General features: G+C 48.4%; 13 protein-coding genes and 1 riboswitch. Of the genes, 6 read left to right on the top strand and 7 right to left on the bottom strand.

The genetic code is table 11. The features are described 5' to 3' along the window. Nucleotides 1–30 precede the first annotated feature (30 nt). Both uvrA and uvrB read right to left on the bottom strand, forming a co-directional pair. Nucleotides 31–2,895 carry an excinuclease ABC subunit UvrA gene (gene uvrA / locus AC3WU2_RS18400; RefSeq protein ID WP_492456550.1) on the bottom strand — a complete coding sequence of 955 codons (2,865 nt, stop codon included), beginning with the start codon at nt 2,893–2,895 and terminating at the stop codon, nt 31–33. A 392-nt stretch (nt 2,896–3,287) separates the two neighbouring features. Next, nucleotides 3,288–5,282, bottom strand: coding sequence for an excinuclease ABC subunit UvrB (gene uvrB, locus AC3WU2_RS18395; RefSeq protein ID WP_492456549.1), 1,995 nt, complete (start codon nt 5,280–5,282; stop codon nt 3,288–3,290). Nucleotides 5,283–5,486: 204 nt separating this feature from the next. Between uvrB and AC3WU2_RS18390 the strand changes: the two genes are divergently transcribed. From AC3WU2_RS18390 to AC3WU2_RS18375, 4 genes are all read left to right on the top strand, one after another. Further along, a complete protein-coding gene (locus tag AC3WU2_RS18390) occupies nt 5,487–6,293 on the top strand; it encodes a flagellar motor protein (RefSeq protein ID WP_492456548.1) in 807 nt (268 codons plus the stop codon). Further along, a complete protein-coding gene (locus tag AC3WU2_RS18385; protein WP_492456547.1) occupies nt 6,277–7,071 on the top strand; it encodes a flagellar motor protein MotB in 795 nt (264 codons plus the stop codon). The genes AC3WU2_RS18390 and AC3WU2_RS18385 overlap by 17 nt, the downstream gene beginning before the upstream one ends. A 248-nt stretch (nt 7,072–7,319) precedes the next feature. After that, nucleotides 7,320–7,880 carry a hypothetical protein gene (locus AC3WU2_RS18380; RefSeq protein WP_492456546.1) on the top strand — a complete coding sequence of 187 codons (561 nt, stop codon included), beginning with the start codon at nt 7,320–7,322 and terminating at the stop codon, nt 7,878–7,880. 23 nt (nt 7,881–7,903) lie between these two features. Next, nucleotides 7,904–8,512, top strand: coding sequence for a TVP38/TMEM64 family protein (locus AC3WU2_RS18375; protein WP_492456545.1), 609 nt, complete (start codon nt 7,904–7,906; stop codon nt 8,510–8,512). A gap of 44 nt (nt 8,513–8,556) precedes the next feature. On the opposite strand, the gene AC3WU2_RS18370 is transcribed toward AC3WU2_RS18375, so the two are convergent. After that, entirely contained in the window at nt 8,557–10,089 is a 1,533-nt protein-coding gene (locus AC3WU2_RS18370; protein ID WP_492456544.1) for a glycoside hydrolase family 31 protein, read from the bottom strand. Nucleotides 10,090–10,220: 131 nt separating this feature from the next. Between AC3WU2_RS18370 and AC3WU2_RS18365 the strand changes: the two genes are divergently transcribed. Further along, nucleotides 10,221–11,066 (top strand): helix-turn-helix domain-containing protein, encoded by an 846-nt coding sequence (locus AC3WU2_RS18365; RefSeq protein WP_492456543.1) that lies wholly within the window; start codon nt 10,221–10,223, stop codon nt 11,064–11,066. A gap of 103 nt (nt 11,067–11,169) precedes the next feature. Here AC3WU2_RS18365 and AC3WU2_RS18360 read toward each other — a convergent pair whose 3' ends face one another. Then, nucleotides 11,170–12,726 carry a copper amine oxidase N-terminal domain-containing protein gene (locus tag AC3WU2_RS18360; RefSeq protein WP_492456542.1) on the bottom strand — a complete coding sequence of 519 codons (1,557 nt, stop codon included), beginning with the start codon at nt 12,724–12,726 and terminating at the stop codon, nt 11,170–11,172. A 276-nt stretch (nt 12,727–13,002) separates the two neighbouring features. Further along, nucleotides 13,003–13,156, top strand: a riboswitch (cyclic di-AMP (ydaO/yuaA leader). A 139-nt stretch (nt 13,157–13,295) separates the two neighbouring features. Between AC3WU2_RS18360 and AC3WU2_RS18355 the strand changes: the two genes are divergently transcribed. Beyond that, a complete protein-coding gene (locus AC3WU2_RS18355; RefSeq protein WP_492456541.1) occupies nt 13,296–13,697 on the top strand; it encodes a hypothetical protein in 402 nt (133 codons plus the stop codon). Here AC3WU2_RS18355 and AC3WU2_RS18350 read toward each other — a convergent pair. The 3 genes from AC3WU2_RS18350 to AC3WU2_RS18340 all read right to left on the bottom strand — a co-directional run bounded on the left by AC3WU2_RS18350 (nt 13,676) and on the right by AC3WU2_RS18340 (nt 17,979). Continuing rightward, on the bottom strand, nt 13,676–14,950 hold the full coding sequence (locus AC3WU2_RS18350) for a PDZ domain-containing protein (RefSeq protein WP_492456540.1): 1,275 nt from the start codon (nt 14,948–14,950) through the stop codon (nt 13,676–13,678). The genes AC3WU2_RS18355 and AC3WU2_RS18350 overlap by 22 nt on opposite strands. Nucleotides 14,951–15,033: 83 nt before the next feature. Beyond that, a complete protein-coding gene (locus tag AC3WU2_RS18345; RefSeq protein WP_492456539.1) occupies nt 15,034–16,479 on the bottom strand; it encodes a S41 family peptidase in 1,446 nt (481 codons plus the stop codon). Between the two features lie 321 nt (nt 16,480–16,800). Continuing rightward, on the bottom strand, nt 16,801–17,979 hold the full coding sequence (locus AC3WU2_RS18340; RefSeq protein ID WP_492456538.1) for a murein hydrolase activator EnvC family protein: 1,179 nt from the start codon (nt 17,977–17,979) through the stop codon (nt 16,801–16,803). Nucleotides 17,980–18,000: the final 21 nt, after the last annotated feature.

Here is an 18,000-nt window from a genome sequence, read left to right as displayed (position 1 = left end):
GCTATGGCTATATAGACATGATGAATGTTGTTACACCGAAGCTGTCTCCAGCTGCTCCTCTGTACGAACACGGTCGCGTTCCAGAATTGGCTTCAGATATTTCCCGGTGTATGAGATCTCAGTCTGAACCACTTGCTCAGGCGTGCCTGTTGCGATGATCGTTCCACCGCCACTTCCGCCCTCTGGTCCGAGGTCGATCAAGTAATCCGCTGTCTTAATCACATCCAGATTGTGTTCAATCACAAGAACCGTCTCTCCGGAATCAACCAGCCGATGAAGGACCTTGAGCAGGCGGTCGATATCATGGACATGCAGACCTGTCGTCGGCTCATCCAGAATATACATCATCTTACCTGTGCTGCGGCGATAGAGCTCTGCTGCCAGCTTCACACGCTGTGCTTCCCCACCGGACAATGTCGTTGCAGGTTGGCCTAGATTGACATAACCCAAACCGACATCCAGCAAGGTCTGCAGCTTGCGATGAATCTTCGGAATGTTCTTGAAGAACTCTACCGAATCTTCCACTGTCATTTGCAATACATCCGCGATGCTGCTGCCTTTATATTTCACCTCTAACGTCTCACGGTTGTAACGTTTACCTTTGCAGACTTCACATGGCACGTAGACATCCGGTAAGAAGTGCATCTCAATCTTAATGATACCATCGCCACGGCAAGCCTCGCAGCGGCCGCCCTTGACGTTGAAGCTGAAACGGCCTTTTTTGTAGCCGCGAATCTTCGCTTCGTTCGTCGAAGCGAACACATCACGAATATCGTCGAACACGCCAGTATAGGTCGCTGGGTTGGAACGCGGCGTCCGTCCAATTGGCGATTGGTCAATATCGATAACACGTTCGATCTGCTCGATACCTTTCATCTCTTTATACTGACCTGGGCGCACTTTCGCGCGGTTCAGATCACGCGCCAAGGTTTTATACAGAATTTCATTGACGAGCGTCGATTTCCCAGAACCAGATACCCCCGTCACCGCCGTGAATACACCGAGAGGTATTTTCACATTTACGTTGCGCAGGTTGTTCTCCTTGGCTCCCTTGATCTCAAGCCAACGGCCATCGTTCTTACGACGTTCAAGAGGTACCGGAATGAACTTACGACCGCTCAAATATTGACCTGTTAACGAGTTCTCATCCGCCATGATCTCTGCCGGTGTTCCTTCGGACACCACAGCACCCCCATGAATCCCGGCCCCTGGTCCCATATCGATAATATAGTCCGCAGCCAGCATCGTATCCTCGTCATGTTCAACGACGATAAGCGTGTTCCCCAGATCTCGCATATGTTCGAGTGCTTTAATCAAACGATCATTATCCCGTTGATGCAAGCCGATACTTGGCTCGTCCAGAATATAGAGAACGCCCATCAGACTCGAACCGATTTGTGTTGCAAGTCGAATCCGCTGCGCCTCACCACCGGACAACGTTCCCGCTGCACGACTCATCGTCAGATATTGGAGCCCCACATTGACCAAGAAGCCAAGCCTTGCATTAATCTCTTTCAAGATCAACTGCGCAATCTTCTTTTCCTTCTCCGTCAAGACAAGTCCGTTGAAGAATTGTTCCGCATCACCAATCGATAATGCCGTCACATACGCCATGTTCTTGTCATTGATCGTGACCGCAAGACTCTCTTTCTTCAAGCGATCCCCTTTACACGTACCACAAGGCTTCGCGCTCATATACGCTTCGATATATTCACGAATCCCTTCGGATCCTGTGTCACGGTAACGGCGCTCTAGATTGTGAACAATCCCTTCGAACGGTACGAAAGCTTCCTTCTTATGCCCGAAATCATTCTCGTATTTGAAGCGAACCTTCTCTTTACCGGTGCCGTACAACAGCTTCGCAATCTGTTCCTTCTCAAGTGTTGATACCGGAACATCCGTCTGAATACCATAGTGTTCGCAGACCGATTTCAAGAATTGCGGATAATAGTTCGATGTACTTCCCGCCCATGCCTCGAAGGCTCCATCTTCAATCGTCGCTTCGGGATTCGTCACGAGCAAGTCAGGGTCTACAATCATCTTAAGACCGAGTCCATCACAATCTGGACAAGCCCCGAACGGGCTGTTGAAGGAGAACATCCGTGGTGCAAGCTCATCCATACTGAATCCACAGACAGGACAAGCAAGATTCGAGCTGAACATCAGTTCTTCTTGATCGATGATATCGACAAGCAGCTGCCCGTTCGATAACTTCAATGCCGTCTCAATCGAATCCGCCAAGCGTGTCTGAATATCTTCTTTAATCACAATCCGGTCGACGACGACTTCGATATTGTGCTTCTTATTCTTCTCCAGTTCAATGGTCTCACTCAAATCACGAATTTCGCCATTCACACGAACCCGTACGAAGCCTTGCTTCTGTACATCGGCTAACAGCTTCGTATGTTCGCCTTTACGCCCTGATACAATTGGCGCCAGAATCTGCAGCTTCGTCCGCTCTGGATATTGCATGATCCGGTCCACCATTTGCTCGACCGTCTGCGAGGTAATCTCGATACCATGCTCCGGACAATGCGGTCGTCCGATTCTCGCGAACAATAGACGCAAGTAATCGTAAATTTCGGTAACGGTACCGACCGTTGAACGCGGGTTTCGGCTTGTCGTCTTCTGGTCAATCGAGATCGCAGGAGACAATCCGTCAATCGAATCGACATCCGGCTTCTCCATCTGACCTAGGAATTGTCGTGCATATGCAGACAATGACTCGACATAGCGACGTTGTCCTTCCGCATAAATCGTATCGAATGCAAGCGACGATTTCCCGGACCCACTCAGGCCTGTTAATACAACGAAGCGGTCGCGCGGAATGGTCACATCAATATTTTTCAAATTATGCGCACGTGCGCCTTTGATTACTATGTTATCACTAGCCAATCGAAACCCTCCTAAATGTCTCCCTTACTTCTCTTAAAGGAATCTTTCTCCCCTATATCCCCTCCGGGGACTACCTTCAATCTCTCTTGAAGATCCCCCTAAATCCCCCTTAGAAAGGGGGACCCCAGAGGGCTTGCCCTCTGGACACCCGAAAGTCTGTCTAGCGAGCTAGCCATGCGATCCCTGGATTTAGCGAGGGAGGAACGCTATCGTTCAAAATCAGGGGTTAGCCCCTTGCTAACCCCTGATTCCGAACACGCTTTATGTTAACGTGACTTTGCTACTCAGAAATAACCATATATCTTACTGAACTATGATCTACACCATCTATCTCCATCATGCCCACCTAAGCATGCTCATAGACTTATAGATTCAATCGATTCCGCTGGATCTTAGTCCTGCGACTTCAATTCCATCAACGCGTCACGTAGCTCTGCTGCACGCTCGAACTGCAAGTTCTTCGCGGCTTCTTTCATCTCGGCCTCGAGACGTTCGATCATCGAACCACGGTCTTTCTTCGACATCTTCGCAGCAGCGCCTGTGAGATAATCGGCCTTCTGCTCCGCAACCTTCGTCGCCTCGATGACTTCGCGCACCTTCTTCTTGATCGTCTGCGGCGTGATGCCATGCTTCTCGTTGTAGGCAATCTGAATCGTACGACGACGTTCCGTCTCCGAAATCGCCTTGTTCATTGAATCCGTCATTTTGTCCGCATACATCAGTACCCGACCTTCCGAGTTCCGTGCAGCACGGCCTATCGTCTGGATTAATGAGCGCTCAGCGCGCAGGAAGCCTTCCTTATCCGCATCCAGAATCGCGACGAGGGATACTTCCGGCAAGTCGAGACCTTCCCGCAGCAAGTTGATACCGATCAAGACGTGGAACGTACCTAGACGGAGATCCCGCAGGATCGACATACGCTCTAATGTCTTTATATCGGAGTGAAGGTAACGCACCTTGATGCCGATCTCCTTGAAGTAGTCTGTCAGATCCTCTGACATCTTCTTCGTGAGTGTCGTTACGAGTACACGCTCATCTTTCGCGATCCGATCACGGATCTCCCCGATCAGATCATCAATCTGCCCTTTCGTTGGGCGAATCTCAATGATAGGGTCCAACAGTCCTGTCGGACGAATGATCTGCTGTACCATCTCGGGACAACGTTCCAGCTCATACGGACCCGGAGTCGCGGATACATAGACACACTGTCCAGCCTTTTGCTCGAATTCCTCGAACTGCAGCGGACGGTTATCAAGTGCGGACGGCAGCCGGAATCCATGCTCGACCAGTACCGTCTTCCGTGCACGGTCACCATTGTACATCGCCCGAATCTGCGGCAATGTCACGTGGGACTCGTCGATCACGATCAAGAAATCGTCCGGGAAGTAATCCATCAGTGTATAGGGTGTTGCGCCAGGCTCACGGAACGTCAGCGGGCCTGAATAGTTCTCAATCCCCGAACAAAACCCGACTTCTTGCATCATCTCAATATCGTATCGCGTACGCTGCTCAAGCCGCTGTGCTTCCAGCAGCTTACCATTGGAACGCAATACTTCTAACCGTTCTTCCAGTTCACGCTCAATATTTACAAGCGCGCGCTTCATCGTCTCTTCTTGGGTTACGAAGTGAGATGCCGGGAAGATCGACACATGTTCACGTTCACCGATCAATTCACCGGTCAAGACATCGATCTCTGTAATCCGTTCAATCTCATCACCGAACAGCTCGACCCGTATCGCATGTTCTCCCTTCGAAGCCGGGAAGATCTCCACAACATCGCCGCGAACCCGGAACGTCCCCCGCACGAAATTCAGATCATTGCGCTGATATTGAATCTCTACAAGCTTCGAAAGAATCTGATTCCGCGGCTTCTCCATGCCAGTTCGAAGCGACAATACCATGCTCTTATATTCCATTGGCGATCCTAAACCATAGATACACGACACACTCGCGATAATAATGACATCTCGACGCTCGAACAAAGAAGATGTCGCGGAGTGGCGTAGCTTATCGATTTCTTCATTGATGCTGGAATCCTTCTCGATGTACGTATCCGTGGACGGAATGTACGCCTCCGGTTGGAAGTAATCGTAATAACTGACGAAATAGGACACCGCATTATTCGGAAAGAATTCCTTGAACTCACTGCACAGCTGCGCTGCCAGCGTCTTGTTGTGTGCAATGACTAAGGTCGGCCGGTTCACTTGAGCAATCGTCTGTGCAATCGTAAATGTCTTCCCTGTGCCCGTCGCACCGAGCAGCGTCTGATATTTCTTCCCGTTATGAATCCCTTCCACTAATTCCGCTATCGCATGCGGTTGATCCCCTTGCGGCGAAAATTCAGATTCAAGCTGGAACTTACTAGAACTTACGACAATATCACTCATTGGACTCTCATCACCCACACATGTAAAATATTTACCTGCACGCCTAACGCAGCAGGTGCTAAACTATATATTCGAACTTCCCGATAAAAACATCAGGAAGATGTTGCTCCATTCTGGACAGATAGGAATATTTGTTCCCGTTCATTATACCTTTTTCTGTTAGTTGTTGCAAATTCTAAATCCAATTCGGGAGTGTAATGTTTCATGGATATGACCACAATCTTCGGCTTACTAGCCGGCCTAGCCGCTCTGATTAGCGGATTTCTCTTGGAAGGCGGTCAACTAAACGGTCTGTTCAAGGCAACAGCTGCGCTTATCGTATTTGGCGGCACCTTCGCAGCTGTTGCTGTCAGCTTCCCGATGTCTCGTTTGCGTATGATTCCGAAGGCGCTCCAATTCGCCTTCACGAAGCCGCAGCATGATCCTTACGAAAAGATGGACGAGTTCACGGAATATGCGTCGATCACAAGGCGTCACGGGATGCTCGCGATTGAGAAGCGCGTCTCTGCCCATCCGGACGATTTTATGCGCGAAGGATTAATGATGGTGATGGATGGGACAGACCCCGCTTTGATTCGACAAATCTCGGAACTTCAGATGGATGTCGCTGAACAGCGGCATGAAGGATACGCCAAAATATTCGAAGCCGCTGGCGGCTATGCGCCGACCATGGGGATTATCGGAACAGTCATGGGGATGATTCACGTCTTGGGCAACTTAACGGATCCGGGTACGCTCGGACCGTCGATCGCAATCGCCTTTACCGCAACCCTCTATGGGGTGGTTAGTGCGAACCTCATCTATTTGCCCATTGCCAGCAAGATTAATACGCGCAGCATGGATGAGATCCAACATATGGAGTTTATGATGCATGGGATTCTAGCGATTCAAGCTGGGGAACCGCCGCATGTTATCCGTAAAAAGCTGGACGCGCTCCTCCTGACCGACGATCCGTCCATAACACTCATGCAGCTGAAGAAGAAGGCGGTCGAACATGAGATACAGGAGTAGACGCCGAAAATCCGCCGCACCCAAAGGACATGAACGGTGGCTCATTACCTATGCGGATTTAATAACGCTGCTCATGATATTCTTCGTCATCATGTTCTCGGTCAGCCAGATTGACCCTGATAAGTACAACTCCCTCTCCAAGGATCTGCATGCGACTTTTCACGATCCCAATGGAGTTCTCGAGCAGGGCAAAGGAGTCATGCAGCAGCCTGGCACGAACAAGACGTCTCAGCAGCCCGCATCCAAGGCCGCTACCACAGAACCAACTGCGGCACCGATGACCGAGAGAGAACTGCAATTCCGCAAGCAGGAACAAGAGCTGCAGACGTTCAAATCCGTCATCACATCTTACGTGCAAGACAATCAATTAGGTGATCAAATCTCGATCTCCGATACAGAACAAGGGATCTCCATTCGATTAAACGATCAGTTCTTGTTCGATCTCGGCAAAGCCGATATTAAGGAAGTATCTGTACCGATGCTGCACAAGCTCGCCAGTCTATTCAATCAGCTCGATACCACCATAAGCATTGAAGGACATACGGATGATCTACGTATTCAACCCGGTGGGGTATTTAAAGACAATTGGGAGCTATCCGCCGGACGCGCGTTGTCTGTCCTTCGTTATTTCATGGATCAAGAGCAGATGAATGCAGCGAAATTCCAGATTGCCGGATATGGGGACACCCGCCCTGTCGCACCCAACAATTCAACCAGTAACCGTCAGAAAAATCGTCGCGTCGAAATGATCGTACTTCGCAAGATACAACAGCAATGATAAAATCTTCAATCGGATTACATACGATGATGAGCGACCAAGTATAGATGTTATCTCTATTGTGGTAAGCATAAACTGAAGAAGGCTGCTCTAACGTCAATCAAAACACCTGACGATTGAGTAGCTTTTTGGTATAATTTCCCACATTCCCCGTCCCGAGTCTAGGAGGAATCCCGACGTCCGCATGTTTTCACCAAACCTTTCCTGACCTACAATAAAGGTATTATTAAACAGGTTGGTGAACTGATTTGAGTAGGAAAGTCTATATTCTTCTAACAGATACGGGAACGTGGTTCTCCAAATTAATCGGGTTGTATACGAGAGCAAAGCTGAATCATGCTTCGATCGTGCTCGATGAGGAAATGAAAGAAGTCTATAGTTTTGGTCGTAAAAATTCATTAAACCCCCTCAGCAGCGGTTTCGTGAAAGAAGAGGTATTCGGAAATCTCGTTCGAGCCGTAACGCGCAGAACCGAATGCGAACTTTACTGCTGTACGGTTAGTGAAGAGACTTACGAGCGCATGCGTTTGCAAATTCGTCATATGGAGTATCATCAGCACAAGTATAAATATAATTTCCTGGGCCTCTTCGGTGTGGTCTTTAATATATCCATTGAGCGGAAAAACGCGTTCTTCTGCTCGCAATTCGTTGCCTATATGCTGCAAAAGCATGGGGTTCCCATCGTGAATAAATCAATCGCTCAGATTACACCGGAAGATCTGCAGAATTGTGAGAGCTTGGAGCTGATCTATTCAGGAGATCTTCGCCATAAGGCTAAGAATCTGCATCAGCTGCCGATGACCTCATAACGAGTATTTTGAAAGGAGAGCAAATGGCTAATTGGTTTGAGCATACCTATCACTATTTATCCCAGCTTGATATGAATCAAATTGAAGGACTTCTAGATAAGTACTCGTCGCTCGGCCCGTTGCCAGGCATCCTCCTGCCATTTGCAGAAGCCTTCTTGCCGTTCCTCCCACTCTTTATTATCGTGGTGGGCAACGCATCAGCTTATGGACTAGGACTTGGTTTTCTCTATTCTTGGATCGGTTCCGTGCTTGGGGCGCTGATCCTCTTCTTGTTAGCAAGACGCTTCGGCGGGCGATTCAACGACTATCTGTCACACAAGTATCCCAAAGCAGAGCATTTCTTCAGCTGGGTGGAACGCCGAGGGTTTACCCCCCTATTTATACTATATTGTTTTCCATTCACACCTTCATTTTTCATTAATATAGCCTCCGGCATGAGTCGAGTTCCACTCGTTATTTTCATGGCTTCCGTTGCACTTGGCAAAGCCGTCATGATCTTCATGATATCTTTCGTCGGGCATGATTGGCAAAGCTTCATCACTGAGCCGTGGCGTATCCTCGCCTTAATCATTGGACTTGCCGTGCTGTGGTTCGGCGGTAAACGAATCGAGAAACGTTTCCAAGTTAACTAAGAGCCCTTCTCCTGATCCAGGGGGCTCTTGTCATTTAGTGGTCCTTACGCTTGTCTGCGGTACCACGGCAGCCGACTTAATGGTACATCAATCTCATGTCGCGATGGGCCTGTAATAACACTCCCGTCATCCCCGAGCCATGTTCCAGAAGGAAATACGACAGTACGGGATCTCGTTCCTTTGGTCGTGACTGGCGCAGCTAGAATCTGACTTCCGAGCATAAATTGATCCTTCATTTCTTCGAGTCCTTCTTCCGGGAATTCATAGGCCATCGCTCTTAACATCGGCTCTCCGCTTGCTGCAGAATCTTGCGCGATTTGCCAGATTTCCTCCCCGAGCTGGGTATGCAGCTGTGCGGCTTCAACACAGAATGCGAGATGCTCTGCATCCAAGATGCGCCACGGCGCAGCAGAGAACTGCATCATCGGGAACAGTGCCGAACACTGTGCATAACGCACGATCAATTCTGCATCCAATCGATCCGATTGCGTCGTGAAACTCATATATTCACCGCCGCCAATCATATCCGGACAGATGAAGGCATAACCGAGCAGGCCCTGCGCAATGCCATCCGGAATGAGCGATGCTAGACCACTATAGCCCCATTCATGCCCTTTATCCTTCAAGCGTTGTACCAAGGGCTGCCCAGCGAGCTTCCAACAGGCACGATACTCATTCAGCGGGTAGCGTAGACCTACCTTCGCCCAAGCTTCACAATGCCCATTGCGGCTTGACTGTACTGCACTCTGATCCGATACCTCATAGAATGGCAAATCCCCTGCATCCAGCTTAAATCCGTCAATCCCATAGGTCGTCTGAAGATGATCCAGCTTCGCATGAAGCCATGCTACAGCATCCTCATTCGTACAATCGAGTACAGCGCTCACACCGTTCCACCACCGCCTGAATGCAGTATTACCCGTTTCATCTTTCAAGAGATAGCCTTTGGGCTCGACTTCACGGAAGGTCATCGAATCTGCGCTCACGAATGGGCATACCCATAACATCACTTTGAAGCCCATTTCATGCAGCTCATCCACCATGGCGCGCGGATTCGGGAATCGACCACTGTGGAATGTCCAAGCACCATAAGGCTCGTGCCAATTATCATCAATCATGATTACGCCTGGCGCCATTCCATTCGCGAGCACATCTCTAGCATATTGAAGAACGCCTTCCTGTGTCGGCTCATACAAGAGCTCAATCCATAGATTATATTGTGGTGCCGTGAACAAGAGCGGCTCTGGCGCCTCCCCAGACGATGGAAAATAGGTTGCCGATGCATGACGGTAAGCTCCTCGCACATCCAGTAATCCTTCATGAAGCTTCAAATCTCCCAAGTCACTTTTTACTTCTAATTTGCCGCCATGGAATCGAAACCGAAATGGCTCCTCCGACCAGATATATCGCCCTTTGCTCGATAGGAGCAAGGGACAAGCCTGATTGCCATGCAAATCCGTTGATAAATCCACTTGAATATCTATCATCCCATAAGGCATCTGCTGCCCATCCGATACACGGCCTCCCCACCAATATTCCTCGTGCTTAACATCAATCGTTAACTGGTTTGTCGCCATCGCTGCCCCTACTTTCTATGCATTTTCCTAAATTGACTCCATCTTATCAGCGATAGATTGCAGCGACAATCTGAACATATTGCCCTATACTATAACGAGATTGATCTATTGAATTGAAGGAGGTTCTCGGAGTGAAACCGTTCAACATCGGCTTTCAAGCAGCGGAAGAAGCGCCTTTTATGACACTGGATTCCTTAGGTTGTCAGGAGGTCGATTCAGCCAGCTATTCCTTTCAAGGCAATGAACGTCCGGACCGCGGTCATATCATATTTCAATATACGCTGTCGGGCGAGGGACGTGTAGAGATCGAAGGAACGACATACTGGCTGCCCGAAGGCACTGCCTTTCTCGTTCAAGTGCCCAGTTCGCATCGTTACTATTACGATTCCGCATCCGAGCAGCCATGGAAGTTCATTTGGCTCAATGCCCGGGGCGAAGATGCACAGCGAATTTGGGATCGCATTATTGCTCAAGAAGGCCCAGTTGTAACACTCGATGAGCACGCCGAACCCATTCGCGCATACTGGAAACTCTATCATCGTATCGTAACGGAGCAAATCCGCGATCCTTATATACTATCTGTACTTGTCTATGAATGGATGTTGACCTTACTTCGGCCCCGATCCCATGCGACCACAAACGCGCAGGATAGTCCGGTGATCCTCCAGGCCAAACAGTTCATGGACACCCACTATGCTCAGCCTATTACACTCGAAGAAATCGCTGCGAGCAGTCAGGTAAGTCGACATCATCTGTGCCGCATTTTCCAGAAGATCGAACACTGCTCCCCCTTCGAATACTTGCGCCGGCGACGTCTGGACGCCGCAGTTACTCTACTCCGCCAATCAGACCTTCCGATCCATGAAGTTGGGGTACACTGCGGGTTCGAGAGCCCCAGCTATTTCGGCAAAGTCTTTCGGCAGCACTATAACATGTCGCCAACCGAGTATCGGGCTAAGTCTGTCTTTTCCGGATAAGTAGTACTCTTCCTTTCCCATTCGACGGGAACTTCTGTTCAAAAAAAGGCTGCCCTCAGATCACTTCGCGTGATGCCGAGGACAGCCCTTTTGCTATAAAAACTTATTTACTTGTGACATAGAATTCGTAGTAATCCGGATTCCATTTCAATTGACCACCAAATGCTTCGACGATGAATCGCAGTGGCACGTTCGATGCATCATAATCATCAACCAATACCGGTTGAGACATCGTCTTCGCTTCACCGTTCACATAAGCCGTTGTCGATCCGATCTTAAGCTCTACGGTAATATCGTTCAGTGCATCATAGACAACGATTTGTTTCGTAGCTGCATCCCACTTCACTTCTGCCTCAAACCCATCTGCAATGACGCTGAGTGGCACCATACCAACGCCGTCGAGTGTCCACCAGCCTGGATAGTAGTCATCACTTCCATAGCTATCTTCTTCGAATACGGAGAAGTTGGTAATGCCAAGACCTAGGTCATTCTTCAGAATTCCGAAAGCAGCCGAGCTCTTATCGAAATTCGCCAAGAAGCCTTTGCCCGAAAGCGCATATCCATCCATCTTCTCTACGCCTCTCGTTGTGTCGATGACATCTAGCTTCACGGCTTTATTGATATTCCACGTCTGACTTGAGGTACGCACAATAATCTTCTGAACCGGAATATCTTCAGCATCTGGAAGAACAACCGCAAGCTCTAGGTTCTGTTTGCGTACTTGATTATCACTATCTACGTAAAGGTCTAGCTTCAAACCGGATTCTTTGCTAAGTACTTGCTTCACTTCATCTTGTTTCATAAGCGCTTCTGCTTGCGCATCGAAATCCTTCAGGATTTCATCAATTCCGTTCTTCACGAACTTGTAGAGTACCAACGAACCAACTTCCTTGTCCTTCGCTATGGAAGAAAAGAAGTTATCTTCTGCGCCTTGATCAGCGTATATCCCCATTTGACTTTCAACAATTGGATAGAACGCATCGTATAATGCGGTTGTAATCTCGCGTAATCCCGCATCATCTTTGACCATATTCGTTAATAATGTCTTCACGAGACCGATGACTTCGTCACCATTAATCTCGATATGGAGCTTCTGCAGATTCAGGCTCTCCCCGTATACTGTATATGTTACGGAAGATACCGATACGGTGTTCGGTACAGGTGCTTGCTTCACGAGGTAGGCACCTAGCTTCTGAACAGCTCCCCGGAACACATCTTGCGATTTCTCGATTTCGGCAACCAGCTCGCCTTCCAACTCTTCATTGGCTAGAGAGACAACGACCGGTTTCTTAATCCCTTCAATCCACACGGTTACATTCGTGTCTTCCATGCCAAGTTTGAAAGGTACAGCCTTCCCGCCATATGTAATCTTCCCTGCTAATGACATATGTGATGGATCTTGTGCTACCGCATGGTCAATGTCCAATTTAAAGCCATTTACAAGATCAATAATCTTCTTGTCCTCAGCTGTTAATGCGCCATCTTTGCGAGGGATTAACTCCACAGACAAGTTTTGGCTGGATTCACTAGACTTCACGTTGAGACTGTTCTCAACAACTTTGACAATATTCACTCCGCCGATCGATTGACAGCCTGCAAGCACGACCATCATCGCGACTAGCGTGACGCCTAACCACTTTTTCCACGTCTTCGCTCTCATTTCTTTTTCCCCTTCCACTATGTAACAATTATACTAATCTCTTTATTATCCCAAAGCTTTCCAAAACTGTACAGTGAAAAAAAACCTATATTTCTTACAATATTCGATCAAACATGGCATTTTTATGACAAAATTGATAGAAACGGATCGTAAAACAATCTAGCCTTCGAGAACCTATGAATATAGCGCTTACTTCAATCTACAGCTTCTCAAACTTCAAAATACGGTGATTCCCACCATTTTACAAAAATCTCACACAGGCGTATGATACAGCCAATTGATTAATCGCTGAATTCTCATGATGAGAGAAGCGGGGGAACCAACATGTGAAGCTAATCTAGCTTCTTGGGGTGAATCGGCTGTAAGCCGTAGGGTCATCTCTCAGACCCGAATCCGACAGCTAACCTCGTAAGCGATCCATTGAGAGAGGTCTCGCATCGTATTGCGCGCTCTCTTCGTGCTGCTCATTGCCCAATCGAGCGGTACGTAAGAAGCCCACAAACAGAGGAATCCTCTATTTCGTGGGCTTCTTTTTGTCGATCATATATATCGTTAAGGAGATGCTTCGTATGAACATGAACGTAACACACACGGTTTCGATGAAGAATCAACTATCAAGCCAACTGAGACAAATCGAAATTTTCCAATTGGAGAATCCTGACCATGCCACCACACTGATACTCAAGTTATTCAATGGCTTGCGAGTCGGCTGGGGGGAGTATCGAATCGTTACCTCTCCACCGACCGATTTGGTGAAATGGGCCTCCACGTACCATCATTTAGCAGGTATGAGTGCCATCCAAGCGATCGACTATCTCGTCCGTTATGGTGGTTCATGGCATCCCGCTAAAATCCAGCTCATCGAATCGGCACTCTTGGATTTATGCAGTACGAACGATCCTACATTTACCTATAACGTCAATGATCTAACAAACTTAGCTGTAGCTTATTACATCTTCATTCTCGAGTGAACGCCTGCTAGCTTCATCCGCACGATCGTGAAGATCGAAGCTGGCCCTTTGCCCACATAATAAGAAGCATCCTGATCCGGGGCGAGAATAACGCCAAGCTGATGGTGTTCCCCTGCGAATATCGCCCGCTGCAAGAACTTAATCTCTCCTGCAAGGTTAATCACTTCCAGCTTACAAAATGCGGGGTTGGTGCGAAGCGCTTGGTGCAGCTCTTCCTTCGTACGCACTGCAACCCCGTTCACTTTATGTACAATCTCGCCCGGTTCAATCCCGAGCTCCTGTGCAGGCGTCCCTGGGATAACCGCCAAGACGTGCAATCCTCGATCATCATGAACATACAACGGGCTGCGCTCGGCTTCTTCCTTCGTGCTGTACCAATAGATCCATTCATGCATCGCGATCGCGAACAAGGCTGCGATGAGCATGAGCGGACTCCATAGCCCCGCAGCGAATGCGAGCCCTAGCAAAACAATACTATATACCATTAACCAGAACGAGCTCTGTTTGACCTTCTTCTGCGGCAATCGGGATTGTGTCCATTCGCTGAAACCGATGACAACAGGAAACGCCATGAGCATCCAGCCATTCGTCCACGCTTCCCCACCGAAGAATGGCGTCCAAGGAAGTACCGATCCAACCGTCTGTGCCGGAATCATCAGAAACAAGGGGACAGGCCAATAACTTTGCATTTGATAGCCCCCTACGAGCTTCCCTCGTTTCCCTTCCACAAATAACGGACTCGCGAACTTTGCCCCTTGCAAGCGAATCAGAATCGCTTCCGCCAAATGTAGCAATGCAACCAAAGCCGCTAATGCCGGTATGTCGAGTGATCGAAGCGTCGTAAGCACTGATCCAGCGAACCCCGTCAACTCCCAATCCGGGAACCGATCGGCAATAAACTGTAGCACACCAAGTACCCCTACGGCATATGCAAGACATAAGAACCGGACACGGAATAGCATTAAAATCAGTGCAACGAACCATACGAGCAGGATTGCCTCCGTCGTCAGCGTCATTCCTGTGAAAGCTGAGACGAGTGAGATCCCAATCCCCGCAAGTAATCCACCAAGTAAGGTACGTATCAGTTGATCCCCTAGTGCGTGCATTTTGACAGAGAACAGCTTACGTTCCAACATCACCTGACGACGATATTGGAAGACAATCAGAATAATCGCTATATATAGAAACGGCTGTAAAAACATCTGCACGATCGCTTCAATAATATTCCATAAGATCTCCATCACAATTCCCATTCCTCAACCCCCAATTCATTCATAAGTAAGGCACAAAAAAGAGAAGGCTACATCCTAAGCCTTCTCTCCATATTCGACGCGGACTAACGGATTTCCTCCCGGAGCACCTCGACTGCTTTGTTCAATTGTGTATCGTACTTCGGATCTTGAATACGTATCTTGATGCCATCCTCGAGCTTCTGGGCTGTCGCATCATCCACATAGCCTGTCTCCGGCAAGCCGGATTGCATCTGGAACGCTCGCACCGCCTGCTCAGTCTTATGATCGAAATAACCGTCCTTACGGCCCGGATGATAAGCAAGACCCTCCAGCATCACTTGCAGGTTCTTCACATCTTCATTATTCATATCGTATTTCAGTTCTTCCTTCTGAGACAGCCGAGCGACGAAATAATAATCCGGCTCCTTCACTTCCAAATCCGGCTTAATGCCGCTCTTATGCACCCAAGTCCCTTTGGGGGTGAGCCACTTCGCGAACGTCATCTTGAGCAAGCTGCCATCATCGAACTCTTCCTTGTATGTGACCTGCATGGTTCCTTTGCCAAAAGACGATACGCCCACAAGCTTCGCTAACTGATGATCTTGCAACGCGCCAGCCAGAATCTCCGAGGCGCTCGCGCTGCCTTCATTAATTAACGTAATTATCGGATATTTCTTCGTCCCTTTTCCACGGGACAACGCCTTCGTCACCTTCTCATCCCGACGCTCCTGCTGATAGATCACCTGTCCAGATGGAATGAAATTCTCAGCAATGTCCGTTACAACAGGAACGAAGCCGCCAGGATTGTTACGCACATCAATGATTAGCCCTTTCATGCCGCCTTGCTCCAGCTTCGTTAGTTCCTCTTTGAATCGTTTTCCCGTATTCATCGAGAACTGACGAATTTCAATCAGTCCGATTTTCTGATCTAACATTTGCCCATGCACCGTCTCCAGACTAATGTCCTCCCGGACCACCTCGAACTCGAGCAATGCATCAACACCTGCACGGCGAACTTTTATTTTCGCCTTCGTTCCTTTCGGACCACGAATGCGGTCAATGGCTTCACTTAGCTTCAGCCCGTCCAGCTTCTCACCATTAATCGAGACGAATACATCCTTCGGTAAGATTCCTGCGCGTTCTGCCGGAGTACCCTTGATCGGTGACAATACCGTTACCTTGTTATCCTCCATGGTCACTTCCGCACCAATGCCCGTGTAGGTCCCTTCCAAGCTCGATGCGAATTGCCCTGCGGATTGCTCATTCATATATACGGAGTAAGGGTCTTTGAGCGCATCCATCATGCCATTCACTGCGCCGTCAATGACCTTCTCCCGATCAACATCACTATAATATTGACCTTCGATCAATTGCAGTGTTGTGTTCAACTTCTTAAATTCATTGTTCGTAAACCCAGAGAACTTCGTCGTGCTCGCTTGTCGATCACCACTTGTCAAAATCGGGTTCTCCACCACCGTCAACGTAATTAGGCACGTTGCGAACATGGTGAGCAGAACAAATGCGATCACTGCCCGACCTGTAAATTTCACAAGAATCACCACCTTATAACCAACTCCCGCAGGAGAGGTTTCCATCTTTTCACAAGATTCTCGTGGTAGTATATGACAAGCATGCACCTTTTATTTGCATATTTCAGGCGAGCGCGAGAAAAGTCTACCCTGCAGTCTATAAATGCATGTTCAAAAAGTCAGATTTTCAGCACCGAGAAGGTTGCGAGAACCCGAAGAAGGAGGAACGGAGTTTAGGAGAAACCTAAATGAGTACCGGACTTCGAGGGTGAACGCAAGATTCGATGCTGAATTCGCTTCATGACACACTTCGTGATCAAAAGATGACTTTTTGAACTACCATTATAAATTCAAGTAACCGACTGGATTCTTCGGTACTTCATTCACCCGCACTTCGAAATGCAAATGGTTTCCTGTCGACTGCCCCGTACTTCCTACTTCAGCTATTTTCTGGCCTTTCTTCACTTCCTGGCCTTTCTCAACGACGATCCCGCCATTACGGATATGTCCGTATAACGTCCATATTCCATTGCCGTGGTTAATAATGACACAGTTCCCGTAACCGCTAACCGTCTGGGCAACGATGACGATCCCTGCTTCTGCAGCATAAATTGGTGTGCCTTTCGGCGCGGCGAAATCAAGCCCTGTATGCATTTTCCCCTTTTGCCCTGTCACAGGATGGGTCCGTGGTCCGAATCCAGATGAAATTCGGAAGGTCTGGATTGGCATACCCAGCTTGCCGCCTTTATATTTCGGCTTGAATTTTTTCTTCTTCTCTTGCAGCTCCGCTGTCTTCTTCGCGAGCTCCATGACGAATTTCTCTTGCTCATCGCTGATCTCTTCGCCCTCTTCAATCTTCTTGCTGAGGCTCGCGATCATCACTTCTTTTTGCTTCTCTTTGCCTGCAAGCTCTTCCTTGGTGAGGTTCATTTTGGTATAGAGCGCTCGAACTTGCTTCAGATCGCCCTCAACCTGCTTCTTCTTATCGATAACTAGCAGCTTGTCCCGTTTGTTGTCAGCTAAGATATCTTTGTCTTGACCTACAACCGATTTCAGCATATCAATACGATCTAGAAAATCTGAGAAACTCGCCGAATCGAGCAGTACATCGAGATAGGAGACAAATCCATTCGTATACATGAGACGCAAGCGTGAATCAAGCAGCTCACTTCGGCTCTGAACACGTTCGGTCGCTTCTTCAAGTTCAACCGCTGCCAGGCGAAGCTTCTCCTCCGTCTGGTCGATCTGTTCAGAGGTATTCATCATATCTTTGGTCACATCATTAATTTGCGCCATAATAGCCGTGATTTCTGTAGCCGTACGTTCTTTGGCAAACTTCGCTTCCTTCACGCTCTTCTCAGCTAGCTGCTGTTTCTTCATCGCGGAACGCTGTTGCTGTTGTAATTTCTTAATTTCTTTATTAATTTTATCGAGCTCCGACTCCGCATGGGTCTGCATCGGTGGCACCATCGTAAAGATAAGACCCATCATGATAAGCAATAACATCAGTTTCTTCTTCAAAAGACTTTCCCCTCCATGTTC

Source organism: Paenibacillus sp. EB106-05-06-XG162 (genome assembly GCF_058791655.1).
This window is presented reverse-complemented; position numbering and strand designations above follow the sequence as displayed.

What these genes read in the sequence shown, in the direction of transcription:
- uvrB (WP_492456549.1), bottom strand. Translation starts at nt 5,282, where the DNA reads ATGAGTGATATTGTCGTAAGTTCTAGTAAGTTCCAGCTTGAATCTGAA.
- AC3WU2_RS18390 (WP_492456548.1), top strand. Translation starts at nt 5,487, where the DNA reads ATGGATATGACCACAATCTTCGGCTTACTAGCCGGCCTAGCCGCTCTG.
- AC3WU2_RS18385 (WP_492456547.1), top strand. Translation starts at nt 6,277, where the DNA reads ATGAGATACAGGAGTAGACGCCGAAAATCCGCCGCACCCAAAGGACAT.
- AC3WU2_RS18375 (WP_492456545.1), top strand. Translation starts at nt 7,904, where the DNA reads ATGGCTAATTGGTTTGAGCATACCTATCACTATTTATCCCAGCTTGAT.
- AC3WU2_RS18370 (WP_492456544.1), bottom strand. Translation starts at nt 10,089, where the DNA reads ATGGCGACAAACCAGTTAACGATTGATGTTAAGCACGAGGAATATTGG.
- AC3WU2_RS18360 (WP_492456542.1), bottom strand. Translation starts at nt 12,726, where the DNA reads ATGAGAGCGAAGACGTGGAAAAAGTGGTTAGGCGTCACGCTAGTCGCG.
- AC3WU2_RS18355 (WP_492456541.1), top strand. Translation starts at nt 13,296, where the DNA reads ATGAACATGAACGTAACACACACGGTTTCGATGAAGAATCAACTATCA.
- AC3WU2_RS18350 (WP_492456540.1), bottom strand. Translation starts at nt 14,950, where the DNA reads ATGGGAATTGTGATGGAGATCTTATGGAATATTATTGAAGCGATCGTG.